Source organism: Longimicrobium sp. (genome assembly GCF_036387355.1).
In the GTDB taxonomy this organism is placed as follows: domain Bacteria; phylum Gemmatimonadota; class Gemmatimonadetes; order Longimicrobiales; family Longimicrobiaceae; genus Longimicrobium.
In genome coordinates, this window is record NZ_DASVTX010000379.1 from 1 (window position 1) to 23,349 (window position 23,349).

Here is a 23,349-nt window from a genome sequence, read left to right on the forward strand (position 1 = left end):
CAGATCCGCGTGGACCCGCGCGCCGTGGACGCCGACATCTACGTGGCCGGCCCGCTCAAGTGGCTCTGCGGGGGACCCGGCCTCGCATTCCTCTGGGTGCGCCAGGAGCGCATCGCCGAGCTGCGCCCCACCATCGCCTCATGGTTCGGCGCGCGCGACCAGTTCCAGTTCCGCAACGACGAACTGGAGTTCCGCGACGACGCCGGCCGGTTCAGCATGGGCACCCCCGCCGTCCCCACCGTCTACACGGCGCTGGGCGGGCTGGAGATCTTTGCCGAGGCCGGCCAGGACCGCATCTACGAGCGCATCGCCGCGCTCACCGCGGACGTGGTGGCGCTGGCGGAGGAGGCGGGCTTTGAGATGAAGATCGCCCGCGACCCCGCGCGGCGCTCCGGCATCGTCCTCATTCGCCACGACGACGCGCCCGGCGCCGTGGCGCGCCTGGCGGACAAGAACATCATCGTGGACCACCGCGCCGGCTACGTGCGCGTCAGCCCGCACTTCTACAACACGCCCGCCGAGAACCGGAAGTTCATCGCCGCCCTCCGGGGCTGAGGCGCACCGAGGCGCCGTCAAAAGCGAGGAGTACAGAGGAACAGAGAACGGCCAGAGGAACAGAGGAATGGGCCTCTGTATCTCTGGCTGTTCTCTGTTCCTCTGCAATTTCGCTGTTTGTCCTCGGCTCACAGCCGGGCCTTCCTCGTGTTCCGCCCCTTCACCGTGTCAGAGCACGCCGCCGAGCGCCCAGAGCAGCAGCATCCCCCGCGCCGTCCACGCCACGAAGCGGATCCAGTTGGTGGCCACGAGAGCACGGTGCGCCCTCTCGTCCCACCCGCGCCCAAGCACCGCGTGCCGGGGCACCTGCAGCAGAAACGTGGACAGCCAAAGAATCACGATCAGCGCGAATCCGGCAACAAACACCGCGCGCCGCATCCCGGCCGGCGTGCGGAACACGAGCCACGCGCCGGTCGCGAGCTCCACCAGCATCGGCGTTACGACGACCAGGGTGGTGCGGCGCGAGTGCTCGGCCTCGTACTCCGCGAACCCGTCGCGCCCCACCTGCGCGAACAGCGGATAGTGGACGACCTGCACGAACCAGATCACCCCGACCATTATCCCCGTCGCGGCGAAGTGAAGCAGCAGGGCCAGCCGGTCCGCGCCGCTCACGTCCCCGTCGACCCGAAGCCGCCGCCCGCGCGCCCCGTCCCCCCGAGTTCGTCCGCCTCCTCGACGTCCGGCACCAGGAAGCGGGCAAAGACGAGCTGCGCGATCCGCATCCCCCGGGTGATGGGCACCGGCTCCGGCCCGGCGTTCCACAGGATGATCTTGAGCTCGCCGCGGTAGTCGGAGTCGATGGTGGCGGGCGTGTTGGGGAGCGTGAGCCCGTGCCGCAACGCCAGCCCGGAGCGGGGTCGCACCTGGCACTCCACATCGTCCGGAAGCTCCATGGCGATCCCGGTGTGCACCAGCCGCCGCGCCCCGGCCTCCAGCACGAAGTCCGGCTCCGCCGATGCCACGTCGTATCCGGCGGAACCCGGTGTGGCGCGCGAGGGCAGCGGCAGGTCCGGATTTCCGTCCAGCCTCTTGAATCGAACGATCATCGCAGGCGCGTTCGGATGTGAGGAGCCCCCGCCGGCACGTTCGCCGGCGGGGGCCATCGATCCGGGATCAGGGCAGTCCCTATTCCCTATTCCCTATTCCCTATTCCCTGCCCTTCCCGCAGTTACGCCAGCACCGACGCCACGTCCACCAGCGGCAGGTCGAACGCCTCGGCCACGCCGCCGTACACCACCTGGCCGTTCACCACGTTCAGCCCCAACGACAGCGCCTTGTCCTGGCGGCAGGCTTCCTTCCAGCCCAGGCGCGCCAGGCGCATGGCGTACGGGAAGGTGGCATTGGTGAGCGCCAGCGTGCTGGTGCGCGGCACGCCGCCCGGCATGTTGGCCACGCCGTAGTGAATCACGCCGTCGATCTCGTAGATGGGGTCCTCGTGCGTGGTGGGGCGGATGGTCTCCACGCAGCCGCCCTGGTCCACCGCCACGTCCACGATCACCGAGCCGGCCTTCATCTCCTTGAGGTCCGCGCGCTTGATCAGCTTGGGGGCCTTGGCGCCCGGCAGCAGCACCGCGCCCACCACCACGTCGGCCAGCGCCAGCTTCTCCAACAGGTTGTGGCGGTTGCTGTAGATGAGCTCCACGTTCGCCGGCATGACGTCGCTCAGGTAGCGCAGGCGCTCCAGCGAGGTGTCAAGAATGGTGACGCGGGCCCCCAGGCCGGCCGCCATCTTGGCCGAGTTGGTGCCCACCACGCCGCCGCCGATGACGAGCACGTTGGCGGGCGCCACGCCGGGCACGCCGCCCAGCAGCATGCCACGGCCGCCGTAGTAGCGCTCCAGGTACTTGGCGCCGGCCTGAATGGCCATGCGGCCCGCCACTTCCGACATCGGCGTCAGCAGCGGAAGCTCGCCGCTGGGCAGCTGCACCGTCTCGTAGGTGATGCACACCGCGCCGGAGTCGATCATGGCGCGGGTCAGCTTCTCGTCGGCCGCAAAGTGGAAATACGTGAACAGGAGCTGGCCGGGGCGCGTGCGCGCGTACTCCACGGCGATGGGCTCCTTGACCTTCATGATCATCTCGGCGCGGGCCCAGACCTCTTCCACGTCGTGGATGGTGGCGCCCACGGCCGTGTACTGCTCATCCGTAAAGCCGCTGCCCATGCCGGCGCCGCGCTCCACCATCACCTGATGGCCGGCGGTCACCAGCGCCTCGGCCCCGGCGGGCACCAGGGCGATGCGGTTTTCGTTGGTCTTGATTTCCTTCGGAACGCCGATCAGCATCGTCAGCAGCGGGTTCGGGGAGTTCGGTCGTGCGATTGAGGCCCGCTCACTCATCGGGCGCGGCGCACAATATACACCGCGGGCGGCGTTTGGCGAGTGTGACGCAAAGGTGACACGCCGCGGGGACCCCACCGGCCCGTTCCCCCGCCAGCCTGCGGATCACCCCACAGGGATTTCCCGCCGCGAACTCCCCGTCGTCCGGTTCGTCTCGGCCTTCGCGCGAGTTCCTCGACGTGAGCCCCGTACCCGTGAGCGCCCGACCCGGCTGCCCATCCTCCAAGGAAGACACCGCTACGGGAGGCGGACGCAGAAAGTACAGTATCTCCTTTCGCCACAACATCTTGCAGGTTGCGAAAGGCTTGCCCGCTTTGGGACATCTGTTTATCATTGCCCCACCTCCCGTTCGGAACCTCTTCCCGACGCTTCTGCGAGCATTCCAGCGGCGCGCGTCCGGAGCCACCCGGGACTTCCCCGCAGTCTCACGCTTACAACCCATGGCGCGAAGAACAAATCGGACCGCGTCCGTCAAATGGCTCGCTGCGGTCCTGCTCGCCCTCGCCTCGTGCGACCTGCGCGACCCCACGGCGCCGCCAGTGTCGGCCGAGCCACAATTGGACGGTCCTTCTCGTGATGCCGGCTCAACGGTGCTCGGCAGCTATGCGGCGCCCACCCCCATGGCCAACCCGGGAAAGATCACGACGTACCAGGAACCGGCGGCCGCGCCCATCCCGCTGGCGCCCTACAGCTACACGCTCCTGCGCATCACGGGAACGATGGAGGTGCAGAAGAACCCCTTCATCTACGGCGTGAAGCCCGGAGAAGGGCTGGCGTCATACAGCGCGGTGCGATCACGCGTGTCCACCAGCGGGGGCGCGACGCGCGTGTGGATCCGGTGGAGTGGGCAGGCGTATCCCACCACCGAGGTATCTGGATTTCAAGCGGCGGAGGACGGGCGGGATGTGATGGTGCTGGTGCGGACGCAGGGTACGGCGGGTGAGGTCTGGGTGGGGCGCAACGGGATGTCGAACACGCGCATGTTCACCGGATTCTGCATCGCCGACCACCCGTACTGCTCGGCGAGCGACGTCCAGCCCAAAGACTGGTACCCCATCACGATCGAGGACTTCTGGATCAGCCAGTCGCACACGGTGACCGGCACCCAGGTCATGGAGCCGTTGCGCATCGAGGGACCGGCGGCGGTCGCCACGGGTACGCCGGGCACGTTCAGGGCGGCGACGTGGGGCGGCCTGCGGTTCCGCAACGCGATGGGAAATCGGGAGGCGTTCCGCTGGAACTTCTACCCCGGCGACACCACCGCCACCCCCAACCCGGTGGAATCGCAGACGCTTCCGTGCGGCGACACCATCGCCTGCACCTTCGTCCCGCTGCGGAGCGGCCGCCTGCGCCTGTACACGCACGTGGAAGGCGCAAGCGTGGAGGCCCGCGACTTTATCGTGAAGGTGAGAGAGCCGGAAGTGGTTGTGCAATGTCCAGCCAAGGTCCCGAGCGGCGTCACGGCCACCTGCACAGCGCGGCTGGAGCCTGCCACTTCAGCCACCAGCTTTGTTGTCCAGAACTGGTCCTTCTCCGGAAGCGCACAACCTGCATCTCAGAGCGGGGACCTGAAGCAGTGGCAGTTCAAGCCTGCTGAAACGGGGACGGCTGCAGTTGAGGCGCTTGTGGGCGGCATCACGAAGCAGGGAAGGGTTCGTATCGAGGTTGCATGTAATTTCCTCGCCGGTGAAACCGATGACCCTTTTCTGAACGACGCGGCGTTTCAGGCCAACTTTCGCCAGCTATGGGCCAACAGCAACGCGGACGACCCAGGCCCTGGCCGTGTGGAACAAGGCTCATTGGTGTTGTCCAAGGACGAAAACTACACATTCGTTCCATACGATGGGCCATCCACACGATGTTCATCGGTAACATCCGTCAAAATCCCCGCGGGGTACAGACTTGTTGCATTCATACACACACATCCTGATAACGGTGGAACACCGATACCGCCGGACGGGTCATGTCCTGATGTGGAAGAAAACGGTCATGAAGCCCAGGACGGTCCGAGCCGTCGTGATCGGCAGACCGCGCGTACGCTCCGGCGGGTACTCGAACGGTATATCCCCGGTTATATCGTCGATCCTGATAACGTATACCGTTTCGGCCACAGATCCCTAAGATCCCGCAGATTCAACCGCGACCAAACCTGTTGGAGGCCCTGATGCACAAATTGCTTTCTGCCTGTGTCCTGATGCTTGGATTGTTGCCTGCGAAAGGATTCGGCCAGAATTGTAGTCTCACGGCACCCGATGCGGATGAGAACCTCCGCGATCTTGCACCGATGTTCTACGATCCGGACGAGACCGAGAACCGTGGTCCGCACGTGAGACTTCTCACTGCGGCCGATACACAGTACGTGGTTCGCGACGACTCGGTCTGCCAAGCAGTGCTCGATGTCGTGATCCCTCGCATGCGACGAGCTTTCCGATCCTGGGCGGCGGGACGGGAAGGTGCGTATGAGGCTACCGTGTACAGATTCGGACCCTATCTCGCTGTCGAGATCACCGATGGAAGCATGCCGGGCTCACACGTGTCCGTCACCCACAATCAGGACGGAAGCACAACGATCACTGGTCTTGGAAGCTCGAGGAGTCCTTTGTTCGTTCTGGACGCAGGTTCAATGGCCGTGATCCGCTTTCTGTACTGAGTGCCGCGTCGCCAAACGGAGCCCGTCGTGCGCGGTGCTGCCGGCAGCCAATCTGGAGGTATTCCACTAGCCAGTGGGTTTTTCTGCCCAGCAACCTGCCGACCGCAAACCGCCACTTTTCATTGCTGGGAGAGCAATCGCGCGTCCCCCGGTGTGACGAATCAGTCGAACGTCTTGACAAGGATTTACTCGATGCGTGCTCACGTGAGATTCTTGGGTATGCTGGTCGCCGTCGCGGTGTGCGTTCTTGCGGCGGCCAGCCAAGGTTCGGCGGACGCGCTGGATCCGAGTTGCTCCGGTGAACAGGAAGTGCTCGTGTACATGCGTGACCTGAAGCCGAGTTTCACGGGTGGTGCATTCCGCAGACGCCGAATTCCGGGGTCGTCTCGACCTGCAACGGGTCGACAGTTCGGCCGTGATCGAACCCGTAACCGCCCCCCAGATCTGTACTGACGTGTACAACGTAGCCGGGCCCAAACTGTCCCGGCTTCCATTCCCATTCCGTCTCGCCATCGTTCGGCTCGGCCAGTACTACGCCGTTGCCGTGATCGACGCGACGACTTCCACCTCTGGAATCGTCAACGATGCACGGACGCTGGTCTGGATTCTGGATGCATCAACACTGCAGGTTCTCCACGACAACATCTTGATGTAGCGTGTAGAGCCCTGATCTGCGTTCCTGGTCTTGGCGTCTAGCGGACCGGAAAGGTACAAAGGAGCAGAGAACAGCCAGAGATACAGAGAAGGCAGTCGTTCGGTTTTGTGTTTCTCTGGCGTTTCTCTGTTCCTCTGTACTTCAACCTCTCTGGCGGACTCGTCGTTCCCCGCTGGCCGGCAGCACGCGTCGTGAACTCGGGCAGGAGTTCCAGTGGAACTTCAATCCTCGTGACACCCGACACCCACGGGCCCACTGGAATCGCAGACGCTGCCCTGCGGGGACAGCATCGCCTGCACCTTCGTCCCGCGAAAGAGCGGCCGCCTGCGGATGTACACGGCCGTGGAAGGCACCACCGTGGAGGCCCGCGACTTCATCGTCAAAGTGCAGGAGCCGGAACTGCGGCTGGAGTGCCCTGACAGCGTGGAGCGCGGACAATCCATGAGCTGCACGGCAAGTGCATACCCGAGCGGCACGCTCTCCAACATTGCGTGGAGCTTCACGGATTCTCTGGGCAACGTCATCCCGGCGGAGGCTGGTACTGGGAGCACCTGGCAAGGAGAGATGGTGGTGAGCGGAACTACGCGCCTCAGCGCCTCACTCAACGGGGCGCCTCATCCGGTGAGGACGGCCAGCGTTACCGTGACCCCGCGAACATGGACCGGCCGGCTTCAATATCCCGCAGAACCACAGGCGGTAATCACGACCGCTGAGCTGCGATACCCACCCGTAAGTACTGCGAATCCGATGCTTACGCATGGAGTGGTGGGTGCGATGAAGCCAGCTGAGATCGGGGCGACCTACGGTGAGGGAACCGGGCCGAACGCGGGGTGGATCTACTTGAATGGCCCGCCGGTAGTAACCCGGATTCCCCGCATTCTACACAATCGAGGATTCTTCCCCGGCGATCCATTCTATGCGGCACAGGTCGGCGGACCCGGACGATGCGATCATACTTTCATGGATTCGGCTCGCAATCAGATGATCGCGCACGAGCATGAGCATTTCGTCATCGAAGCGTCCTTCTTTACGTCGCCAGACGCTGCCCGTGTGGCCGAACGGGAAGCCGTGTACGACCCAGCTTTCTTACTGTCGCAAACACTCCTGGACCAGCGGTTGCTCGCCCCGTTGATCACGCAGATCGACAGTCTGCAAGCGGTCTGGGACAGTAAGGACGTTCTGCTGGTCACATGCAACTTCCACACGATTTCCTAAAATGAAACGTTGTAGCCTGCTTCTTCTGAGTCTCGTGCTCGCCGCGCCGGCGTTGCCAGCGCAGCCCGCGTCCGCTGGCACTCCGGCGTTCTGCCCGCGTGTCGTAGCGATCGTGGCGCAGGGAGGTACACCGGCTACGGTGGATTCCGCGCTGCAGAAGGTCGGACACTGCGGCACGAATGCCTGGGGTCACGCCCTGGGTGGCGGACTGGCTCGCCTTCGCGCCTCAACCGACTCCGCCGTTGTAGATCGAATGTGGCGAGATACCCAGTGGCTGCGGGACGGGCGCATCGTCGGCCTCGCGCTGAACATCGTGGAGGACAAGCACGCGTCGCGAATCTCCCGAATGTATGCCGCTCGCTATCTGCTGCAGATCGGCCAGCCGCGGTATTCGGCCGACATCTCCGCCTTGGGGCAGGGACTGGAGATGGCCGGGCGGCGGCGGCGTGGCTGCGTCGTGTACCGCCGGGGCTACGACTTTCCTTACGAGGGCGCTCCAGTTCCGGCGGGAGTGCGCGCGCGCATTCGCGACACAGCGCAACGGGTGTTCAACGACGCAGGCGCACCGCCGGCTGTGAAGTCCGCCGCGCAATGTATTCTCGACAACGTCTCCGGCTGAGGAAAACGCCAGTCCAGCGGCGGGCAACCACGAAGCAGAGACTGTACGGCGGTGTGCACGGAAAGGAGCCCCGATCATGCACGCGACAGCGTTCTTGCTTGTGGCAACCTCACGGCCTGCACCTTCGTCCCGCGGCGGAGCGGGCGCCTGCGCATGTACCCACGTGGAAGGCCGGCTGGTTGCCTCCATCCACACGCACGCTCAGCTGCCGAATACAGCTCCCGCAGCCTCATGCGCCGCTCACGGTGCCAACGGCTTTGGAGCCAACTTCGGCGATGGGCCCAGCGGCGGCGATTACGCCCCACTCGCCGACACCGCCTGGCAAATCCCAGGTTGTATCATCGATGGCAAGCATGTGCATCGGATCGATGTGGGTGAATCATTCGGCGATCCTTTCGACACTTGGCGTCGGTCCACTACCTGCCCCGCGTAACGAAATGAGAATCCTGACACTCGTTCTTGCGTTGTTGTGCTTCGGCGCGGCGGCCGCTGCAGACGGCGCGCCCCCCACCCATGGGGGCTCTTCTGCCTCTCCTTGTGGGTCCGCCGCTCGTGCGCAGGGTGTCCTTCGGGTGGTTCAGCCGTACTTCGCTGAATCTGAGTACTCGTACATGCGGGATACTCTCATTCCCCAGCTTCCCGCAACCGCACCGCGTTCTGTTGTCACGGACAGCGCTGTCTGTGCAGCCGCTCTGGATTCGACTCTGTCGCTCATCCAGGAGAGGGACTCGGTATTCTCGTCGTCCATCCAGGCAGGGAACTTCGAGCACGCAGTGATGGCTTTTGGGCCGTACATCCTCGTGCTGTTCGATCCAGTCCCGGGTTCGCCGGCCGCCCTTCGCTCCGAGTGGGCCCCTCTGTTCGTGCTTCGCTCCTCGGATTTCAAGCTGCTGCAGGTCTGGATGATCTGACGACGTGCTCGACGTCCAGTCGAAGCAACCGCTGAACCGCGTGCGCTTCCGATGTGCAGTCGCCCATCCCGCTGGCGGCATACAGCTACACGCTCCTGCGCATCACGGGAACCATGCAGGTGCAGGAAAACCCGTATCCCTACGGCGTGACGCCCGGGCAGGGGCTCACGTCATACAGCGCGGTGGAATCGCGCACGTCGACCGGCGCATCCACACTGGATCCGCTGGAACGGTCAGGCGTCTCCCGCCACCGAGGTGTTCGGGTTTCAGGCGGCGGACGCCGGCGGGACGTCATGGTGCTGGTGCGCACGCAGGGTTGTCGCGGGAGAGGTCTGGGTGGGGCGCAACGGGCTGTCGAGCCAGGGGCTGTACGGCGGGTTCTGCATAGCACAATAGCGCGTCCCCAAATGTGACGACGAAATCAGTCGAAGGCCTCAACACAGGATCTACTCGATGCGTGCTCTCGTGAGACTCTTGGGTATGCTGGTCGCCGTCGCGGTGTGCGTCCTTGCGGCCGCCAGCCAAGGTGCAGCGGACGCGCTGGATCCGAGTTGCTCCGGTGAACAGGAAGTGCTACGGAGGCTGACGTGAGAAAAACGACGGTACTCGTCCTTGCGATCGCAACCGTGGCGTGTGGGATGGAAGCCTCGGCGCAGGGCCGGGGGGATCGCGTCCCCCCGCCAGCACGCGAATGTGATCAGGCTGTTGCAAATGCCGGGGCCACGGCGAACTCGGCGCAGTTTGCCCGGGCATTTCAGAACGCGGCACTGCTGGAATGCGGCGAGCGCGGTGCACTCGCCCTCGCAGAGGCGCTACGGAAGGTGCCCGCCGTTTCGGACACCCTTCTGCTCGGCTCCATTTTTTATACCAGTTCCACAACGCGGCACCCGGCCATCCTTCGGACTGCCCTCTCGCTGGCGGGCAACCGCAGCCTTCCCCTGGTCCCGCGTATCATTGGGCTCCAGGTCGCCATGCGACAGATGAATTCGGATGTGCTGCTGTACGGCCGCTTCTCCCAACTCGCTGCGCGACCCGTTGGCCGGTTCTGCCAATATGACTACGTACTTCACTCGGGTTACAACGCTACGTTTCCAATGCCTCCCGGCTTTCGCGCCGAGATCGCGGCGGCGATGAGGCGGATCTCCGGAGACGCTGGCGACAGCGCGATCATCCGCGACCTCGCCGCGTGTGTGCTGCGCAATACGGAGCAGCCCACTCAATGAGGCGTCGCGAACTTGACTAGCCTCCGGGTAGAAGAAGCCCCGATCACGGACGTGACGTCCATGATCGGGGCTTCCGGCATGCAGGCGAATCGTCCCGGCGAGGAGGCCCGCACCGGGCCTCCCCTGTCCATCACACCGTGCTGGTGGCAGCCTCCGACGTGGTGTTCTGCTCACCCGCGGCGGCGTCGGCAGAACCCGCGTCGCCGGACGACGCTTCCGCCGCCGGCGCGTCAGCGGACGCGGTGGGCGACGACGGCGCGGCGTCCAGCCCCGTCTCCATCAGCCCGGCCACGAGCTGGGTGAAGCGCACAGGGTCGTGCGGCTCCGAGCCCTCGGCCAGCAGCGACCACCCGAGCAGCAGCTCGGCGTAGTCGCCCACCACCGAATCCTCCGCGTTCGCGTCGAAGCGGCGGCGGAGGCCCTGCACCAGCGGGTGCGACGCATTCAGCTCCAGAATGCGGCGCTGCCGGATGCCGTCGCCGCGCCCCATGGACATCAGCCGCTCCAGCTGCGGCGAGTAGTCGTGCTCGGCCACCACCAGCACCGCGGGCGACTTCGTGAGGCGTCCGGAGAGGCGCACTTCCTTGACCCACGTGGTCAGGCGCTTCTGCAGCGCCTCCAGGAACGGCTCGAACTCCTTCTTCTGCTCGTCGGACGCTTCCTTCTTTTCCGCCCCGTCCAGCTCCACCGCGCCCTTGCCCGCGCTGCGCAGCTTCCTGCCCTCGAACTCCGTGACCGACTGCACGACGAGCTCGTCCACCGGGTCGGTCAGGTACAGCACCTCCCAGCCGCGGTCGCGGAACGCCTCCAGCGCGGGCGAGTTCTCGATCTGCTCGCGGCTGGCGCCCGTGAGGTACCAGATGTCGTTCTGGCCCTCGGGCATGCGCTCCACGTACTCCTTGAGCGTTCCCAGCGCCTCCGCCTCGCGCGACGACCCGAACATCAGCAGGCCCAGGAGCGCGTCGCGGTTCTCAAAGTCGCTGTCCACGCCCTCCTTGACCGCCCGCCCCAGCTCACGCCAGAACGTCTCGTACTTCGCGCGGTCGTTCTCCTGAAGCTTCTTGAGCGTATCCAGCACCTTCTTGGTGAGCGCGCGCCGGATCTGCCGGACGTGCCGGTCGCTCTGCAGCATCTCGCGCGACACGTTCAGCGGCAGGTCCGGGCTGTCCACGCCGCCGCGCACCCAGCGCATCCACCGCGGCAGCAGTTCCTCGCTGTTCTCGCGCACCAGCATGCGCTTTACGTACAGGCGCAGGTTGGGCTTGAAGCCGGCGTAGTACAGGTCCATCCCCGCGGTCGAGGGGATGAACAGCACGGCCTGGTACTCCACCATCCCCTCCACGCGGGTGTGGATGGTCTCCAGCGGCTCCGACCAGTCGTGCGAAATCTGCTTGTAGAAGTCCGCGTACTCCTCCCTGGTGACCTCCGACGGCGGCCGCGCCCAGATGGGCTTCATGGAGTTGAGCGGCTTTTCCGGCGCGGGGTCGGCCAGATCTTCCGTCTTTTCGCCCGGCAGAACGATGGGATAGGTGATGAAGTCCGCATGCTGGCGAACGATGCGCGAAAGGACGTACCGCTCGGTGTAGTCCTCAATGCCGTTCTCGCTGTCGACCGCCTTCAGGTGCAGCGTGATGCTGGTGCCCGGCCGGTCGCGCTCCGCGTCGGTGACGGAAAACGATCCGTCGCCGGACGACGTCCACCGCACCGCCTCCTCCGTTCCCGCCTTGCGCGTGACCAGTTCCACCCGGTCCGCCACCATGAACGACGAGTAGAAGCCCACGCCGAACTGGCCGATGAGCTGCGCCGCGCCATCCCCCTTGTCCTTCAGCTGCGCCAAGGCTTCGCGGGTCCCGGAGCGCGCGATGGTGCCGATGTTCTGCACCACCTCGTCGCGCGTCATCCCGATTCCGTCGTCCTCGATGGTCAGGGTGCGCTTGTCCGCATCGGGCACGAGGCGGATCTTGGGCTCGTGCCCCTCCGGAAGCAGACCGGGCCGGGTGAGCGCCTCGAAGCGAAGCCGGTCGATGGCGTCGGACGCGTTGCTGACCAGTTCGCGAAGGAAGATTTCCTTGTCGGTGTACAGCGAGTGGATCACCAGATCCAGAAGCCGCTGCACCTCAGCCTGAAAGGTGAACTGCTGCGCCTGCTCCGCCACACTGCCCTCCTGTCGCTGCGTTCGGATGAACGTGTACGTCGTCGATGAGCCCCGCGGCCGCGGGGAGCCCGAAAATCTAGCAACCCCGCCGCGCGCGCATCAAGTGGCGGCTATTCCGCGAGTCCGTTGCGCGCGGCGCAATCGTGGAAACAGCGAAATTGCAGAGGACCCTGCGCTTTTTCATGTGGAGGCCGCCCCGGGGCTGCGCGGGTGGGACCCGCGCTCAGCGCTTCAGGACGCGTGTGCGGATCACCTCTTCCAGCGTCCCCTCGATCACCTCCTCACGCTCGTCCCACATCGCCTGCACGTCGTATTCGTCGCGGCGGATGACGCGGAGCGGCGCGAGGGCCCGGCCGTGGTACGCCATCGCTACGAACTCGCGATCCACCAGGCCGCGGACGATCTCGAACTCCGTGTTGGGCCACGGCGTGTCGTCATCCAGCGGAGAATAGTCCAGGCCCTTGAGAAAGAGCACCCTGCCGTCTCCGAGGTCGTACAGCCATCCCCGCCCCTCATCCTCCACTTCCTCGATCTCCACCACGGCGCACGCGGTCACCCGCTTCACCACGACGCGCCCGTCCTCGCGCACCCCGGGAGGCGGCGGCGTGGCGGGCACCAGCACAGGCGGATGCGCCCGGCGGAACCGGAGATCCCTGACGTACGCACGGACGAACAGGACGACGGGAACCATGGATGCCGAGAACAGACCCGCCGCATGCGCTCCGCGGGGCACGCCCTGGATCACGACGATCCCCGCGAGCACCAGCGCTCCGACGCCCAGCATCCACGCCTCTTCCCGGAACCCCGGGGACCGGGGCGCGATGCAGCGGGGCGGCAGCGGGACGGGCATCGCGTCCCGCTCTTCCGCGGTGATCTGCCGAATCGTTTCCTGGATCATGTCGGGACGTCGTGAAGGTGCACGGGCCGCCGGGATCTCCGTCGTCCGCGGCGCGGAACGGGACCACGCTGGGAATCCAGCAGCGCACGGCATCGCGGTACGCTCGTACTCCGCGCCAAAGTTGCGCAGCAGGTCGTCTTCGCAACCGCGTGGGGACCCGGTGCCGCGAACGGCGGCACGCCCAAGCGGATCTCCAGCCGCTGGGCATCAGCGGAGGATGGACGGGGATGATCGGCGGAGTTCCGGCATCGGCCGGACCGTGATCAAGAAACGCAATCGGCGGCGCCGGGGCAATCGCCCCGCGCCGCCGGTCCGTTGTGAGCCGATGCCGGTCAGCGCCGCGGGAAGCGGCGCAGGAAGGCAGCGGCAAAGGGGGAGCGCTCCAGGGCGGCCTCGTCCAGCGCCTTGTCCCACCGCAGCCCCTCGCTGTTGGCCAGCAGGATCAGCGTCAACCGCTCGTCCGGGAGCTTGAGGTACAGCGCGGAGTAGGCGCCGTCCCACAGCCCCGTGTGCCACACCGTGCGCCGCCCGCCGACCTCCTGCACGAACCAGCCGACGCCGTACGGCAGCGCCTGCCCCGCCGCGTTCCGCCCCGCGCGCCACATGGCAGCCCGGGACGCGTCCGAAATCAGCCAACCGCCGTCCAGCGCCGCGTCAAAGCGCGCCATGTCCGCCACGGTGGAAATCACCCCGCCCGCCGCGCCGTCCCCCTGCGGCCCCGGCTGCTCGGAGCGGACGAGTGCCCCCGCGGAATCCACGTGGTACGGCTGGGCGAGCCGCGCGGCCAGGTCGGGGCGCAGCGGCAGCGCGCGGTGCTGGCGTGCCGACTCCGTCATTCCCGCGGTGCGAAAAATCTCGTCCGCCACCAGGTCACTGAACGGGCGCCCTGTCGCCTGCATCATGGGGCGCGAGGCCCAGGAGAACGCGATCGGGTTGTAGTAGAACCGCTCGCCGGGCGTGCCGTTGATGCGCATCCCCAGCACCTGCCGTAGCGTGATGGGCTGGTCGCACTTCAGGTCGCGGAAAAAGATGGCCGGCCCCTCCGCGACGGCGTCGGCACAGAACTCGTCCCAGCCGGTGTAGCCGGACATGGGCCGGTCCAGGTTCAGCCGGCCCTGCTCCACGAGGCGCATGGCGAGCACCCCGGAGATGGTCTTGGTGACCGAGGCGATGTTGTACGGTGTGTGCTCCGTGGCGGGCACGCGCGCCTCCACGTCCGCGTACCCGAACCCGCGCGCCAGAACGACCTGCCCGTCGCGCACCACCGCGAGGGAAAGCCCGGGAATGCGGGCCGCCTGCCGCAGCGAGTCCACCTCCACGGCGAATGCGTTCACGTCGTTCTCGCCCTGCGCCGCCGCGGGCCCCGCGCCCGCCGCCACCCCCGCCGCCACGGCGGCCCCGATTGCGATTCGATTGATCATGCCTGTCCGTACGCACGCACACCGGATCAGTTTCGCGCGGCGCCCATCGAGCGCGGAGGCGGTGGTTGGGAGTATTACTCCAGCACATCAAACTTCCACCTTTGGAAGTTCCACCTCTGGAACCTGCGATGCGCCGCGGCCGCGCAATTCCGCGCCTCACACACCGAAGCATCCGCCCCAGTCCACCAAGGTGGACTTCGTGCGCTTCCAGCGGCGAATTCATTCGCTCTGGGCAGGCGGACGCGCGGAACTCCGCTTTCAAACCCAATGTTGCCGCCCAGTCCACACCGGTGGCAACACTCTCGTACTCTCGTACTCTCGTACTCTCGTACTCTCGTACTCTCGTACTCTCGTACTTCCCCACGAAAAAAGCCCCCGCCCGGCGAACCGGGCGGGGGCCTCTCATCCAACCATCCATCCAGCCGAAAGCGCGTTACGCGCCGGCGGCCGGCGCACCCGTGGCGCTTCCGCCGCTGGCACCGTCCGTGGCGTTGCCGCCGTTGCCGGCCAGCTCCGCCAAGGCGGCCTTGCGGGACAGGCGCAGACGGCCCTTCTCGTCAATGGAGAGGAGCTTCACCTGCACCACGTCGCCCTTCTTGACCACGTCCTCGGTCTTTTCCACGCGGCCGGCCTGCAGCTCGCTGATGTGCAGCAGCCCCTCGGTGCCGGGCATGATCTCCACGAACGCGCCAAAGGTCGTGGTGCTCTTGACCTGGCCCTCGTAGATCTTGCCGACCTCGGCCTCTTCCGTCATCCCGGCGATGATGCGGCGGGCGCGCTCGCCGCCCTCGCCGCTCACCGACGCGATGGTGATGGTGCCGTCGTCGTCGATGTTGATCGTGGCGCCCGTGGCTTCCTGAATGCCGCGGATCGTCTTGCCCTTGGGCCCGATGATTTCGCCGATCTTGGCCGGGTCGATCTTGATGGTGATGATGCGCGGCGCGTACTGGCTCAGCTCCGGACGGGCCTCGCTCAGCACCGCGTCCATCTTGTCGAGGATGTGCATGCGCGCGGTGTTGGCCTTCTGCAGCGCCTCGCGCATGAGCTCAATGGTGAGCCCCTCGATCTTGATGTCCATCTGGATGGAGGTCACGCCCTCACGGGTGCCCGCCACCTTGAAGTCCATGTCGCCCAGCGCGTCCTCGGAGCCCAGGATGTCCGTGAGCACCGCCACGCGGTCGCCTTCCTTGATGAGCCCCATGGCCACGCCCGCCACCGACGCGCGCATGGGCACGCCCGCTTCCATGAGCGAGAGCGAGCCCGCGCACACCGTCGCCATGGACGACGAGCCGTTGCTTTCCAGCACGTCGCTCACCACGCGGATGGTGTACGGAAACTCGTCGAACGGAGGCAGCATGGCTTCCAGCGCCCGCTCGGCCAGCGCGCCGTGGCCGATCTCGCGGCGGCTGGTGCCGCGCATGGGCTTTACTTCGCCCGTGCTGAACGGGGGGAAGTTGTAGTGCAGCATGAACGACTTCTTCTGCTGCGTGGGGAAGTCGATGGTGTCGAACGCCTGCTCGTCGCCCTGCGTGCCCAGCGTGGTGACGCCCAGCGCCTGCGTCTGCCCGCGGGTGAACAGCGCCGAGCCGTGCGCGCGCGGCAGCACGCCCACGTCGATGCTGATGGGGCGCACCTCGTCGGTGCCGCGGCCGTCGGAGCGGGTGCCCGTGTTCAGGATCATTTCGCGCGTTTCGCGCTTTTCCAGATCCTTCATCACGCTGCCCACGTCCTTGTCGCTCTCCGGGAACTGCTCGGCCAGCGCGGCGGCGATCTCGGTGCGGATGGCCTTGAGCGCGTCGGCGCGCTCGTGCTTGCCGGGAACCTTGAGCGCCTCGGCCACGCGGGTGCCGGCGGCGGCTTCCACCGCGGCGCGGATCTCCGGGTTCACCTCGCGGGGCGTCCACTCCATCTTGGCCGGCACGTCCAGCTGCGCCAGCATCTCCTTCTGCAGCCCGATGAGCTCCTTGATGGCGGCGTGCGCCACCACCAGGCCCTCGGCGATCTCTTCCTCCGGCACTTCCAGGGCGCCGCCCTCCACCATCTGGATGGCGTCGGCGCTGCCGGCCACGATCACGTCCAGGTCGCTGTACTCCAGCTGGGCAAAGGTGGGGTTCAGCACCCACTGGCCCTGGATGCGGCCGATGCGCACGGCGGCCACCGGCTCGGCGAACGGAATGCGGCTCATGTTCAGCGCCAGCGAGGCGCCGGTGAGCGCGATCACGTCGGCGTCGTTCTCCTGGTCGGCGGAGATGACGTAGACAAAGACCTGCGTCTCGTTGTAGAAGCCGTCGGGGAACAGCGGGCGAAGCGGGCGGTCGATGAGGCGCGCCGACAGGATCTCCTTGTCGGAGGGACGCCCTTCACGCTTGATGAACCCGCCCGGGATCTTGCCGGCGGCGTACGTGCGCTCGCGGTACTCGATCGTCAGGGGGAAGAACGGAAGGTGGGTCGGGTGGTCCTGGGCCACCGCGGTGCACAGCACCATGGTTTCACCGAACTGCACGGTGCACGAGCCGTCCGCCTGCCGGGCCATCTTGCCCGCTTCCATGATGAACGGGCGTCCCGCGAACTGTCTTTCCAGCTTTGCCATTGGGTTTTCCTCGTTGGTTTTGCTCGGGGGAGGCCGCACTCCGGGCAGCGCTCCCCCGCAGACGGAGCCCGGTCGCTTTGATGTTCACTTCGTCGCCGCTGTGCAAAAACGCAGGCCGGCCACACGGGGCAATCCCGTGCGGCCGGCCTGTTTCCTTCTATCCGTTCGCGCCGCCTTCAGGGGCGCGCGGGCTGACGCGCGTACACGGCGCCGCGGCGCGGACGCACGCAGCAGCGTGCATCCACCCGGGGGTGCCGCGTCCGCCCGCCACCCCAATGCTCAGTGGCGCAGACCCAGGTCGGCGATGAGCGCGCGGTACCCGTCCAGGTCGTTGCGGCGCAGGTAGTCCAGCAGCGCGCGGCGCTGGCCCACCATCTTGAGCAGCCCCTGGCGCGAGTGGTGGTCCTTCTTGTGCGCGCGAAAGTGACCGGTCAGGTCGTTGATGCGCGCCGTGAGCAGCGCGATCTGCACCTTGGTGCTGCCCTTGTCGTTCTCGTGCAGCTGGTACTTCTTCGCGATCTCGTCGCGCTGTTCGGCGGTAATGGCCATCGATCGGAGCCTCCAGAAGAGTCTGCGCTGGTCAGGAAGTCAGCCGATCCAATCAGACAGTGATATCCGAGCGGATCAACAAGCAAGCCCGGGAATATACCCGCCGTGTCCGCTTTGCGCAACCGCCCGGCGCGCGGCTCCGGAGCAGTCCCGCCCCGCCCACGCATGCGCCGGGGCGGCGGGGATCCGCACGACACGGATCCGGAACCCGCCAGAAGTGACAAGGCCGGATGGTGCACGGGGACCGGGACTTGCACGTGCGGGGCGGCACCGGAGATGGGTTCCCTCCGTGAACGTGCCAGAAAGCGAAGCGGGCGCGCGCACCAGGCGCCGCCCCCCGCCGCTCCGAAGACTGAACGTGGCATGAACTGGAATCAGAACGACCCCGCGCCGAGCGCAGCAGATTCCGGAACCCCGCGCGCGACCGGTCCCATGGAGCGCCTCGCGATTTCAAGCGGCCGGGTTGCGCGGCTCAAGCAGATGCGCACCCAGTGGGAGGAAACCATGGTCCGGCGCGAAACCCGCCGCGCCGCCGCCGAACTGTCCGCGCAGGAGCGCGAGGCCGTGGACGGGAAGTCCGTGGCGTACCGCGAAGAGGCGGAGCTGAGGGCGTGGATCGAAGAGGAGGCGGTGGCCATGCTGCGCGAAGGGTGGACGCCCGAGCAGCTCGGCGAGTTCGGGTTCGCGCCCGAGATCATCGGGCGGGCGGCGGCCCGGGCGGGCGCGGCGGAGTGATCCGCCGCGCCTTCAGCGCAGCTCGTCGTCCTCGTCCAGCGGCTGCCGCAGGGACGCGCGCCCCCGCAGGACGCGCAGGGTCACCACCAGCAGCAGCACCATCAGCGCGGCCGCCGTTTTCAGCAGCAGCCCCCAGCTGAACAGCCCGGGAAACTCCATCAGCGCGGCGGCAGGCCCAGCATGCCCCGGCCGGCGCGCTCGTCCTCCCGCATCGCCTCGATCAGCGACTCCACCGAGGGGAACGGGCGGATGTCGCGAATGCGCTCCACCACCTCCACCCGCACCTGCTCGCCGTACAGGTCGCCGGACCAGTCCATCAGGTACAGCTCGATCGTCGGCGCAAAGCCGGGGAACGTCGGCCGCGGGCCCAGGTGCAGCAGGCCGGGAATCCGCTGGCCCCGCACCCATCCGCGCGCGGCGTACACGCCCTCCCTGGGCAGCATCTTTTCCGGGTCCGCCACCTGGATGTTGGCGGTGGGAAAGCCCAGCTCGCGCCCCTTCTGCTCGCCCCGCACCACGACGCCGCTGACCGAATAGGGACGGCCGAGCAGCTGCCCCGCCGCCGCCGCGTGCCCCTCGCCCAGCAGGCGGCGGATGCGGCTGCTGCTGATGGCCTCGCCGCTGCTGTGGAACGCGTCCACCACGTCCACCGCGAACCCCGCCTCCGTGCCGATCTCCCGCAGCGTCTGCACGCTCCCCTCGCGGTCGCGCCCGAACCCGTGGTCGTACCCGATCACCAGCTCCCGCATCCCGATGCGCCCGATGAGGATCTCGTGCACGAAGCGGCGCGCCGGGTAGTGCTGCAGCGTCCGCGTGAAGGGGATGTAGACCACGTACTCCAGCCCCGACTCGGCCAGGATCTCGCGTTTTTCCGCCAGCGTGGTCAGCAGCGGGGGCGCGTGCTCCGGGCGCACGACGCGGAGAGGATGGGGATGAAAGGTGACCAGAATGCTGCGCCCGCCCACGGCCTCGGCGCGGCGGCGGATCTCCTGCAGCACCTCCCAGTGCCCGCGGTGCACGCCGTCAAAGGTGCCCACGGTCACCACGGCGGGGCGCCCGTCGCGCGGCAGCGGCGGCGCCAGCGCGGGGTGGATGGCGAACTCGGCGGGTTGCGGACGCGGCACGGTCAGCCTCCCGCCAGGACTTTGCGCGGGCGCACCCGCCCGCCCGCCGCCAGCCCGATGGCCAGCAGCACGCCGGATTCGTCCACGATGGCCACCGCCGTACCTTCCGCCAGCTCCGCCCCGCCCTCCACCGCCCGCCCGAAGCCCAGTTCCGCGCGCCCATGGTCATCGACCACGACGCGCGGCAGGTGCGAGACGGACTCCGCGGGGGCGATCATGGCCGCGGCGGCGCCGGCCTCGTCGTCCAGCGCCTCCATCCGCACCGCGCGATCGACGTCGTGCGGGCCAATGCGGGTGCGGCGCAGCGCGGTCAGGTGCCCGCCCACGCCCAGCGCGTCGCCCGCATCGCGCGCGATGGCGCGGATGTACGTCCCGCTTCCGCACTCCACTTCCACGACGACGTCGGGAAGGTCGATCGACAGAACGCGGATGGCGTGAATGGTCACCGTCACCGGCGTGCGCTCCACCTCGCCGCCCCGCCGCGCCACGGCGTACATCCGCTCGCCATCCACCTTCTTGGCGGAGTACGCCGGCGGCACCTGCTCGATCGTCCCCACCTGAACCGCCAGCGCGTCTTGCACTGCGGCTGCGGACAGGTCGCGCCACGCGCCGGAGGTGGAGATCACGGTCCCCGTGTGGTCGTCCGTGTCCGTCGCCGCGCCCAGGCGGATGGTGGCCACGTACGTCTTGGGCAGGGGGGTGATGTACTCCGCCAGGCGCGTGGCGGGCCCCACGCAGACCAGCAGCAGCCCGGAGGCGAACGGGTCCAGCGTGCCCGTGTGCCCCACGGCGCGCGTGTGCAGGGCACGGCGAACGGCCGACACCGCGTCGTGCGATGTCGGCCCCACCGGCTTGTCCAGCGCGAGCACCCCGTTCAGCGGGATTGCCGTCACGCGTCCGCGTCCCGGTCCGCGCCCGGCCCCCGCCCACCGTCCCCCGACGGACCGGCGTCCGCCGCATCGCCGCCGGCATCGGACGAACCGGCGCCGTCGACGGGCTCGCCCGAATCCTCACCGCCGGCGAGCGAATCGGCGTCGGCGCCGTCGAGCGTATCGGAGTCCGCGAACTCGTCGTCCGCGCGCGCCGCCTCGGCCTCCGCGGAGGCGCCTTCCTCCGTGCCCATGGTGGACCGCGCGTGGGCCAGCAGGAGCTCGATGCGCATGGCCTCCGCCAGCACCCGGTCCAGCTCAAAGTGCAGCTCCGGGATGCGGCGCATGTGCAGCCGCTTGCCCAATTCGTGGCGAATGAAGGGAGCCGCGCTGCGCAGCCCGCTCAGGATCTCCTTGCGCTCGTCCTCTTCGCCCAGCGCCGTAAAGTACACCTTGGCGTGGTCCAGCTCCGGCGACGTCTGCACCGCCGTAATGGTGGCCAGCCCCACGCGGGGGTCGCGCACCTCGTCCCGCACCAGGATGCTGATTTCCTGCTTGAGCTGCTCGTTGATGCGGTCCGTCCGCCTGAACTTGGGCATGAGTCTGCCTGGCAAAAGAAAGAAACGGCGGGGAGGCCGGAACGGGGTCCCGGAGGCCGGCCATCAACAGCAAAGCCGTTGCCGCCACCCCCCGCGCCCGTCCGCTGGCCTCCCCGCCGTCAGTAGAACGTCGTGTACGAATCGATGATCCGCGCCCGGCCCTCGCCCTCCACCAGGCCGTCGGCGGAGGACAGGACCGACTGGGCGTGCCTGCGGTCCGTGCTCACCACGGCCACCGTGATCTCCGCCCGCTGCAGCAGGTCCTGGTGCGCCGTCTCCGCCGCGGAAACGTTGTACCGGGCGTGGAGGCGGTCCTTGAGGCTCTTTACCACCTGGCGCTTGTCCTTGAGCGACGCGCACCCGGGGATCTGAAGCTCCCACACCACCACGCCCACCACCATGGCGCCGTCCGGATCAGGCCCGGTCGCGCGCCTTGTCGGCGGCCGCTTCGGCGGCGGCCGCGGCCGAAGCCGCGGCGGCACCCGCCAGCGTGCGCGCCACTTCTTCCACGCGGTAGCACTCCAGCACGTCGCCGACCTTGATGTCGTTGAAGTTGCGGATGTTCAGACCGCACTCAAAGCCTTCGCGCACCTCGCGGGCGTCGTCCTTGAAGCGCTTGAGGCTTTCCAGCTCGCCCTCGTACACCTGAACGGCGTCGCGCACCACCCGGATCTTGCCGCGCCGGTCCAGCACGCCGCTGGTGACCATGCAGCCGGCCACCGTGCCCACGCGCGGAACCTTGAAGAGCTGGCGGACCTCCGCCGTGCCCAGCATGACCTCGCGCTCTTCCGGAGACAGCAGCCCTTCCATCGCCGAGCGGACTTCCTCCACCGCCTCGTAGATGATGTTGTACAGGCGGATGTCCACGTCCTCGCGCTCCGCCACCGTCCGCGCCTCGCCCGTGGGGCGCACGTGGAAGCCGATGACAATGGCCGTGGAGGTCGACGCCAGCAGCACGTCGCTCTCGTTGATGGCGCCCACGCCGCGGTGGATGACCTGCACCCGCACCTCGCCGGTGGACAGCTGCTCGAGGGCGTCGGAGAGCGCCTGGACGGAGCCGTCCACGTCGCCCTTGATCACCAGGTTCAGCTGCGCCTGCTCGCCGCGCGCCAGCATCTTGCTCAGATCCGTCAGCTTCACGCCGCGGCTCTTGATGCGCATGCGCTTTTCGCGCTCCAGCCGCTGGCGGGTCTGCGCGATTTCGGCCGCGCGGTCCGCCGGCATGGCGATGAGCTGGTCGCCCGCGCCGGGCACGCCCGGCAGGCCCAGGATCTGGACCGGAGTGGCCGGTCCGGCCTTGGCCACCGGACGGTTGCGCTCGTCCAGCATGGCGCGGATGCGGCCGCTGTACATGCCGCACACCACGTGGTCGCCCACGCGCAGGGTGCCGTTGGTCACCAGCACGGTGGCCACGGGGCCCTTGCCCACGTCCAGCTGCGCCTCGATCACCGTCCCCACCGCCTCGCGGTCGGGGTTGGCGCGCAGCTCCAGGATGTCGGACTGCAGCAGCACCTTTTCCAGCAGGTCGTCCATCCCCAGGCCGCGCTTGGCCGACACGTCGGCGCTCATCACGTCGCCGCCGAAGTCTTCCAGCACGATGCCGTGCTGCAGAAGGTCCTGCTTGACCTTCATGGGGTTGGCGTCCGGCAGGTCCACCTTGTTCACCGCGACGACGATCGGCACGCCGGCGTTGCGGGCGTGGCTGATGGCCTCGATGGTCTGAGGCATCACCGAGTCGTCCGCCGCCACCACCAGAATGACGACGTCCGTCACTTCGGCGCCGCGGGCACGCATGGCCGTGAAGGCCGCGTGGCCGGGGGTGTCCAGGAAGGCGATGCTGCGGCCGCCCGGAAGCTCCACGTGGTACGCGCCGATGTGCTGCGTAATGCCGCCGGACTCGCCCGCGATGACGTTGGTCTTGCGGATGTAGTCCAGCAGCGAGGTCTTGCCGTGGTCCACGTGGCCCATGACGGTGACCACCGGCGGACGGGTCTGCAGGTCGGCCTCGAGGTCCGCTTCCACGGCCTCTTCCATGTCGGCGCCGTACTCTTCTTCGCGAACCGCCTCGAAGCCGAATTCGTCCAGCAGCAGCTCGATCTGGTCGAAGTCAAGGCGCTGGTTGATGGTGACCATCAGCCCCAGGTTCTTGAACGCCGACCCGATGAGCTGGTTGGCCGGCACGTCGATCAGCTCGGCCAGTTCGGCCACGGTGAGGAACTCGTTCACCCGCACCTGGGTGGCTTCCT

Annotated in this window: 23 protein-coding genes; 9 read left to right on the plus strand and 14 right to left on the minus strand. The window is 67.4% G+C overall.

Annotated elements, in window-relative coordinates:
• Positions 1-555, plus strand: a 555-nt coding sequence (locus tag VF665_RS16465) for an aminotransferase class V-fold PLP-dependent enzyme (protein ID WP_331054536.1), incomplete at its 5' end; no start/stop codon positions are given.
• Positions 556-723: 168 nt separating this feature from the next.
• Here the strand turns inward: VF665_RS16465 and VF665_RS16470 are convergent.
• The 3 genes from VF665_RS16470 to ald form a co-directional block, all read right to left on the minus strand.
• Positions 724-1,167 carry a hypothetical protein gene (locus VF665_RS16470; protein ID WP_331054537.1) on the minus strand — a complete coding sequence of 148 codons (444 nt, stop codon included), beginning with the start codon at positions 1,165-1,167 and terminating at the stop codon, positions 724-726.
• Positions 1,164-1,601: a dUTP diphosphatase gene (gene dut / locus VF665_RS16475; RefSeq protein WP_331054538.1), complete on the minus strand. Its 438-nt coding sequence runs from the start codon at positions 1,599-1,601 to the stop codon at positions 1,164-1,166. The genes VF665_RS16470 and dut overlap by 4 nt, the downstream gene beginning before the upstream one ends.
• Before the next feature lie 122 nt (positions 1,602-1,723).
• A complete protein-coding gene (ald, locus tag VF665_RS16480; protein WP_331054539.1) occupies positions 1,724-2,836 on the minus strand; it encodes an alanine dehydrogenase in 1,113 nt (370 codons plus the stop codon).
• 494 nt (positions 2,837-3,330) lie between these two features.
• On the opposite strand from ald, the gene VF665_RS16485 reads away from it, so the two are divergent.
• The 7 genes from VF665_RS16485 (at position 3,331) to VF665_RS16515 (ending at position 10,163) form a co-directional block, all read left to right on the plus strand.
• A complete protein-coding gene (locus VF665_RS16485) occupies positions 3,331-5,055 on the plus strand; it encodes a hypothetical protein (RefSeq protein ID WP_331054540.1) in 1,725 nt (574 codons plus the stop codon).
• The gene (locus tag VF665_RS16490; protein WP_331054541.1) at positions 5,055-5,540 is read left to right on the plus strand and encodes a hypothetical protein; all 486 of its coding nucleotides are present in this window, start codon (positions 5,055-5,057) and stop codon (positions 5,538-5,540) included. The genes VF665_RS16485 and VF665_RS16490 overlap by 1 nt, the downstream gene beginning before the upstream one ends.
• Before the next feature lie 349 nt (positions 5,541-5,889).
• Positions 5,890-6,195: a hypothetical protein gene (locus VF665_RS16495; protein ID WP_331054542.1), complete on the plus strand. Its 306-nt coding sequence runs from the start codon at positions 5,890-5,892 to the stop codon at positions 6,193-6,195.
• A 342-nt stretch (positions 6,196-6,537) separates the two neighbouring features.
• Positions 6,538-7,410 (plus strand): hypothetical protein, encoded by an 873-nt coding sequence (locus tag VF665_RS16500; RefSeq protein ID WP_331054543.1) that lies wholly within the window; start codon positions 6,538-6,540, stop codon positions 7,408-7,410.
• A gap of 139 nt (positions 7,411-7,549) precedes the next feature.
• Entirely contained in the window at positions 7,550-8,029 is a 480-nt protein-coding gene (locus tag VF665_RS16505; protein ID WP_331054544.1) for a hypothetical protein, read from the plus strand.
• Positions 8,030-8,640: 611 nt separating this feature from the next.
• Positions 8,641-8,940, plus strand: coding sequence for a hypothetical protein (locus tag VF665_RS16510; RefSeq protein ID WP_331054545.1), 300 nt, complete (start codon positions 8,641-8,643; stop codon positions 8,938-8,940).
• Positions 8,941-9,527: 587 nt separating this feature from the next.
• Positions 9,528-10,163, plus strand: coding sequence for a hypothetical protein (locus tag VF665_RS16515; RefSeq protein ID WP_331054546.1), 636 nt, complete (start codon positions 9,528-9,530; stop codon positions 10,161-10,163).
• Between the two features lie 130 nt (positions 10,164-10,293).
• On the opposite strand, the gene htpG is transcribed toward VF665_RS16515, so the two are convergent.
• The 5 genes from htpG to rpsO form a co-directional block, all read right to left on the minus strand.
• Positions 10,294-12,318, minus strand: coding sequence for a molecular chaperone HtpG (htpG, locus tag VF665_RS16520; protein ID WP_331054547.1), 2,025 nt, complete (start codon positions 12,316-12,318; stop codon positions 10,294-10,296).
• Between the two features lie 223 nt (positions 12,319-12,541).
• Positions 12,542-13,216, minus strand: coding sequence for a hypothetical protein (locus VF665_RS16525; protein WP_331054548.1), 675 nt, complete (start codon positions 13,214-13,216; stop codon positions 12,542-12,544).
• Between the two features lie 332 nt (positions 13,217-13,548).
• The gene (locus tag VF665_RS16530) at positions 13,549-14,637 is read right to left on the minus strand and encodes a serine hydrolase domain-containing protein (RefSeq protein WP_331054549.1); all 1,089 of its coding nucleotides are present in this window, start codon (positions 14,635-14,637) and stop codon (positions 13,549-13,551) included.
• Positions 14,638-15,070: 433 nt separating this feature from the next.
• A complete protein-coding gene (locus VF665_RS16535) occupies positions 15,071-17,227 on the minus strand; it encodes a polyribonucleotide nucleotidyltransferase (protein WP_331054550.1) in 2,157 nt (718 codons plus the stop codon).
• A 279-nt stretch (positions 17,228-17,506) separates the two neighbouring features.
• Positions 17,507-17,776 (minus strand): 30S ribosomal protein S15, encoded by a 270-nt coding sequence (gene rpsO / locus VF665_RS16540; RefSeq protein WP_331054551.1) that lies wholly within the window; start codon positions 17,774-17,776, stop codon positions 17,507-17,509.
• Positions 17,777-18,280: 504 nt separating this feature from the next.
• On the opposite strand from rpsO, the gene VF665_RS16545 reads away from it, so the two are divergent.
• A complete protein-coding gene (locus VF665_RS16545) occupies positions 18,281-18,511 on the plus strand; it encodes a hypothetical protein (RefSeq protein WP_331054552.1) in 231 nt (76 codons plus the stop codon).
• 12 nt (positions 18,512-18,523) lie between these two features.
• On the opposite strand, the gene VF665_RS16550 is transcribed toward VF665_RS16545, so the two are convergent.
• From VF665_RS16550 to infB, 6 genes are all read right to left on the minus strand, one after another.
• Entirely contained in the window at positions 18,524-18,670 is a 147-nt protein-coding gene (locus VF665_RS16550; protein WP_331054553.1) for a hypothetical protein, read from the minus strand.
• The gene (locus VF665_RS16555) at positions 18,670-19,635 is read right to left on the minus strand and encodes a bifunctional riboflavin kinase/FAD synthetase (RefSeq protein WP_331054554.1); all 966 of its coding nucleotides are present in this window, start codon (positions 19,633-19,635) and stop codon (positions 18,670-18,672) included. The genes VF665_RS16550 and VF665_RS16555 overlap by 1 nt, the downstream gene beginning before the upstream one ends.
• A 2-nt stretch (positions 19,636-19,637) precedes the next feature.
• On the minus strand, positions 19,638-20,528 hold the full coding sequence (truB, locus tag VF665_RS16560; protein WP_331054555.1) for a tRNA pseudouridine(55) synthase TruB: 891 nt from the start codon (positions 20,526-20,528) through the stop codon (positions 19,638-19,640).
• The gene (rbfA, locus tag VF665_RS16565; RefSeq protein ID WP_331054556.1) at positions 20,525-21,103 is read right to left on the minus strand and encodes a 30S ribosome-binding factor RbfA; all 579 of its coding nucleotides are present in this window, start codon (positions 21,101-21,103) and stop codon (positions 20,525-20,527) included. The genes truB and rbfA overlap by 4 nt, the downstream gene beginning before the upstream one ends.
• 119 nt (positions 21,104-21,222) lie before the next feature.
• On the minus strand, positions 21,223-21,504 hold the full coding sequence (locus VF665_RS16570) for a DUF503 domain-containing protein (protein ID WP_331054557.1): 282 nt from the start codon (positions 21,502-21,504) through the stop codon (positions 21,223-21,225).
• A 13-nt stretch (positions 21,505-21,517) separates the two neighbouring features.
• Positions 21,518-23,349 (minus strand): translation initiation factor IF-2 (gene infB, locus VF665_RS16575; RefSeq protein WP_331054558.1); only part of this gene is annotated, 1,832 nt, incomplete at its 5' end.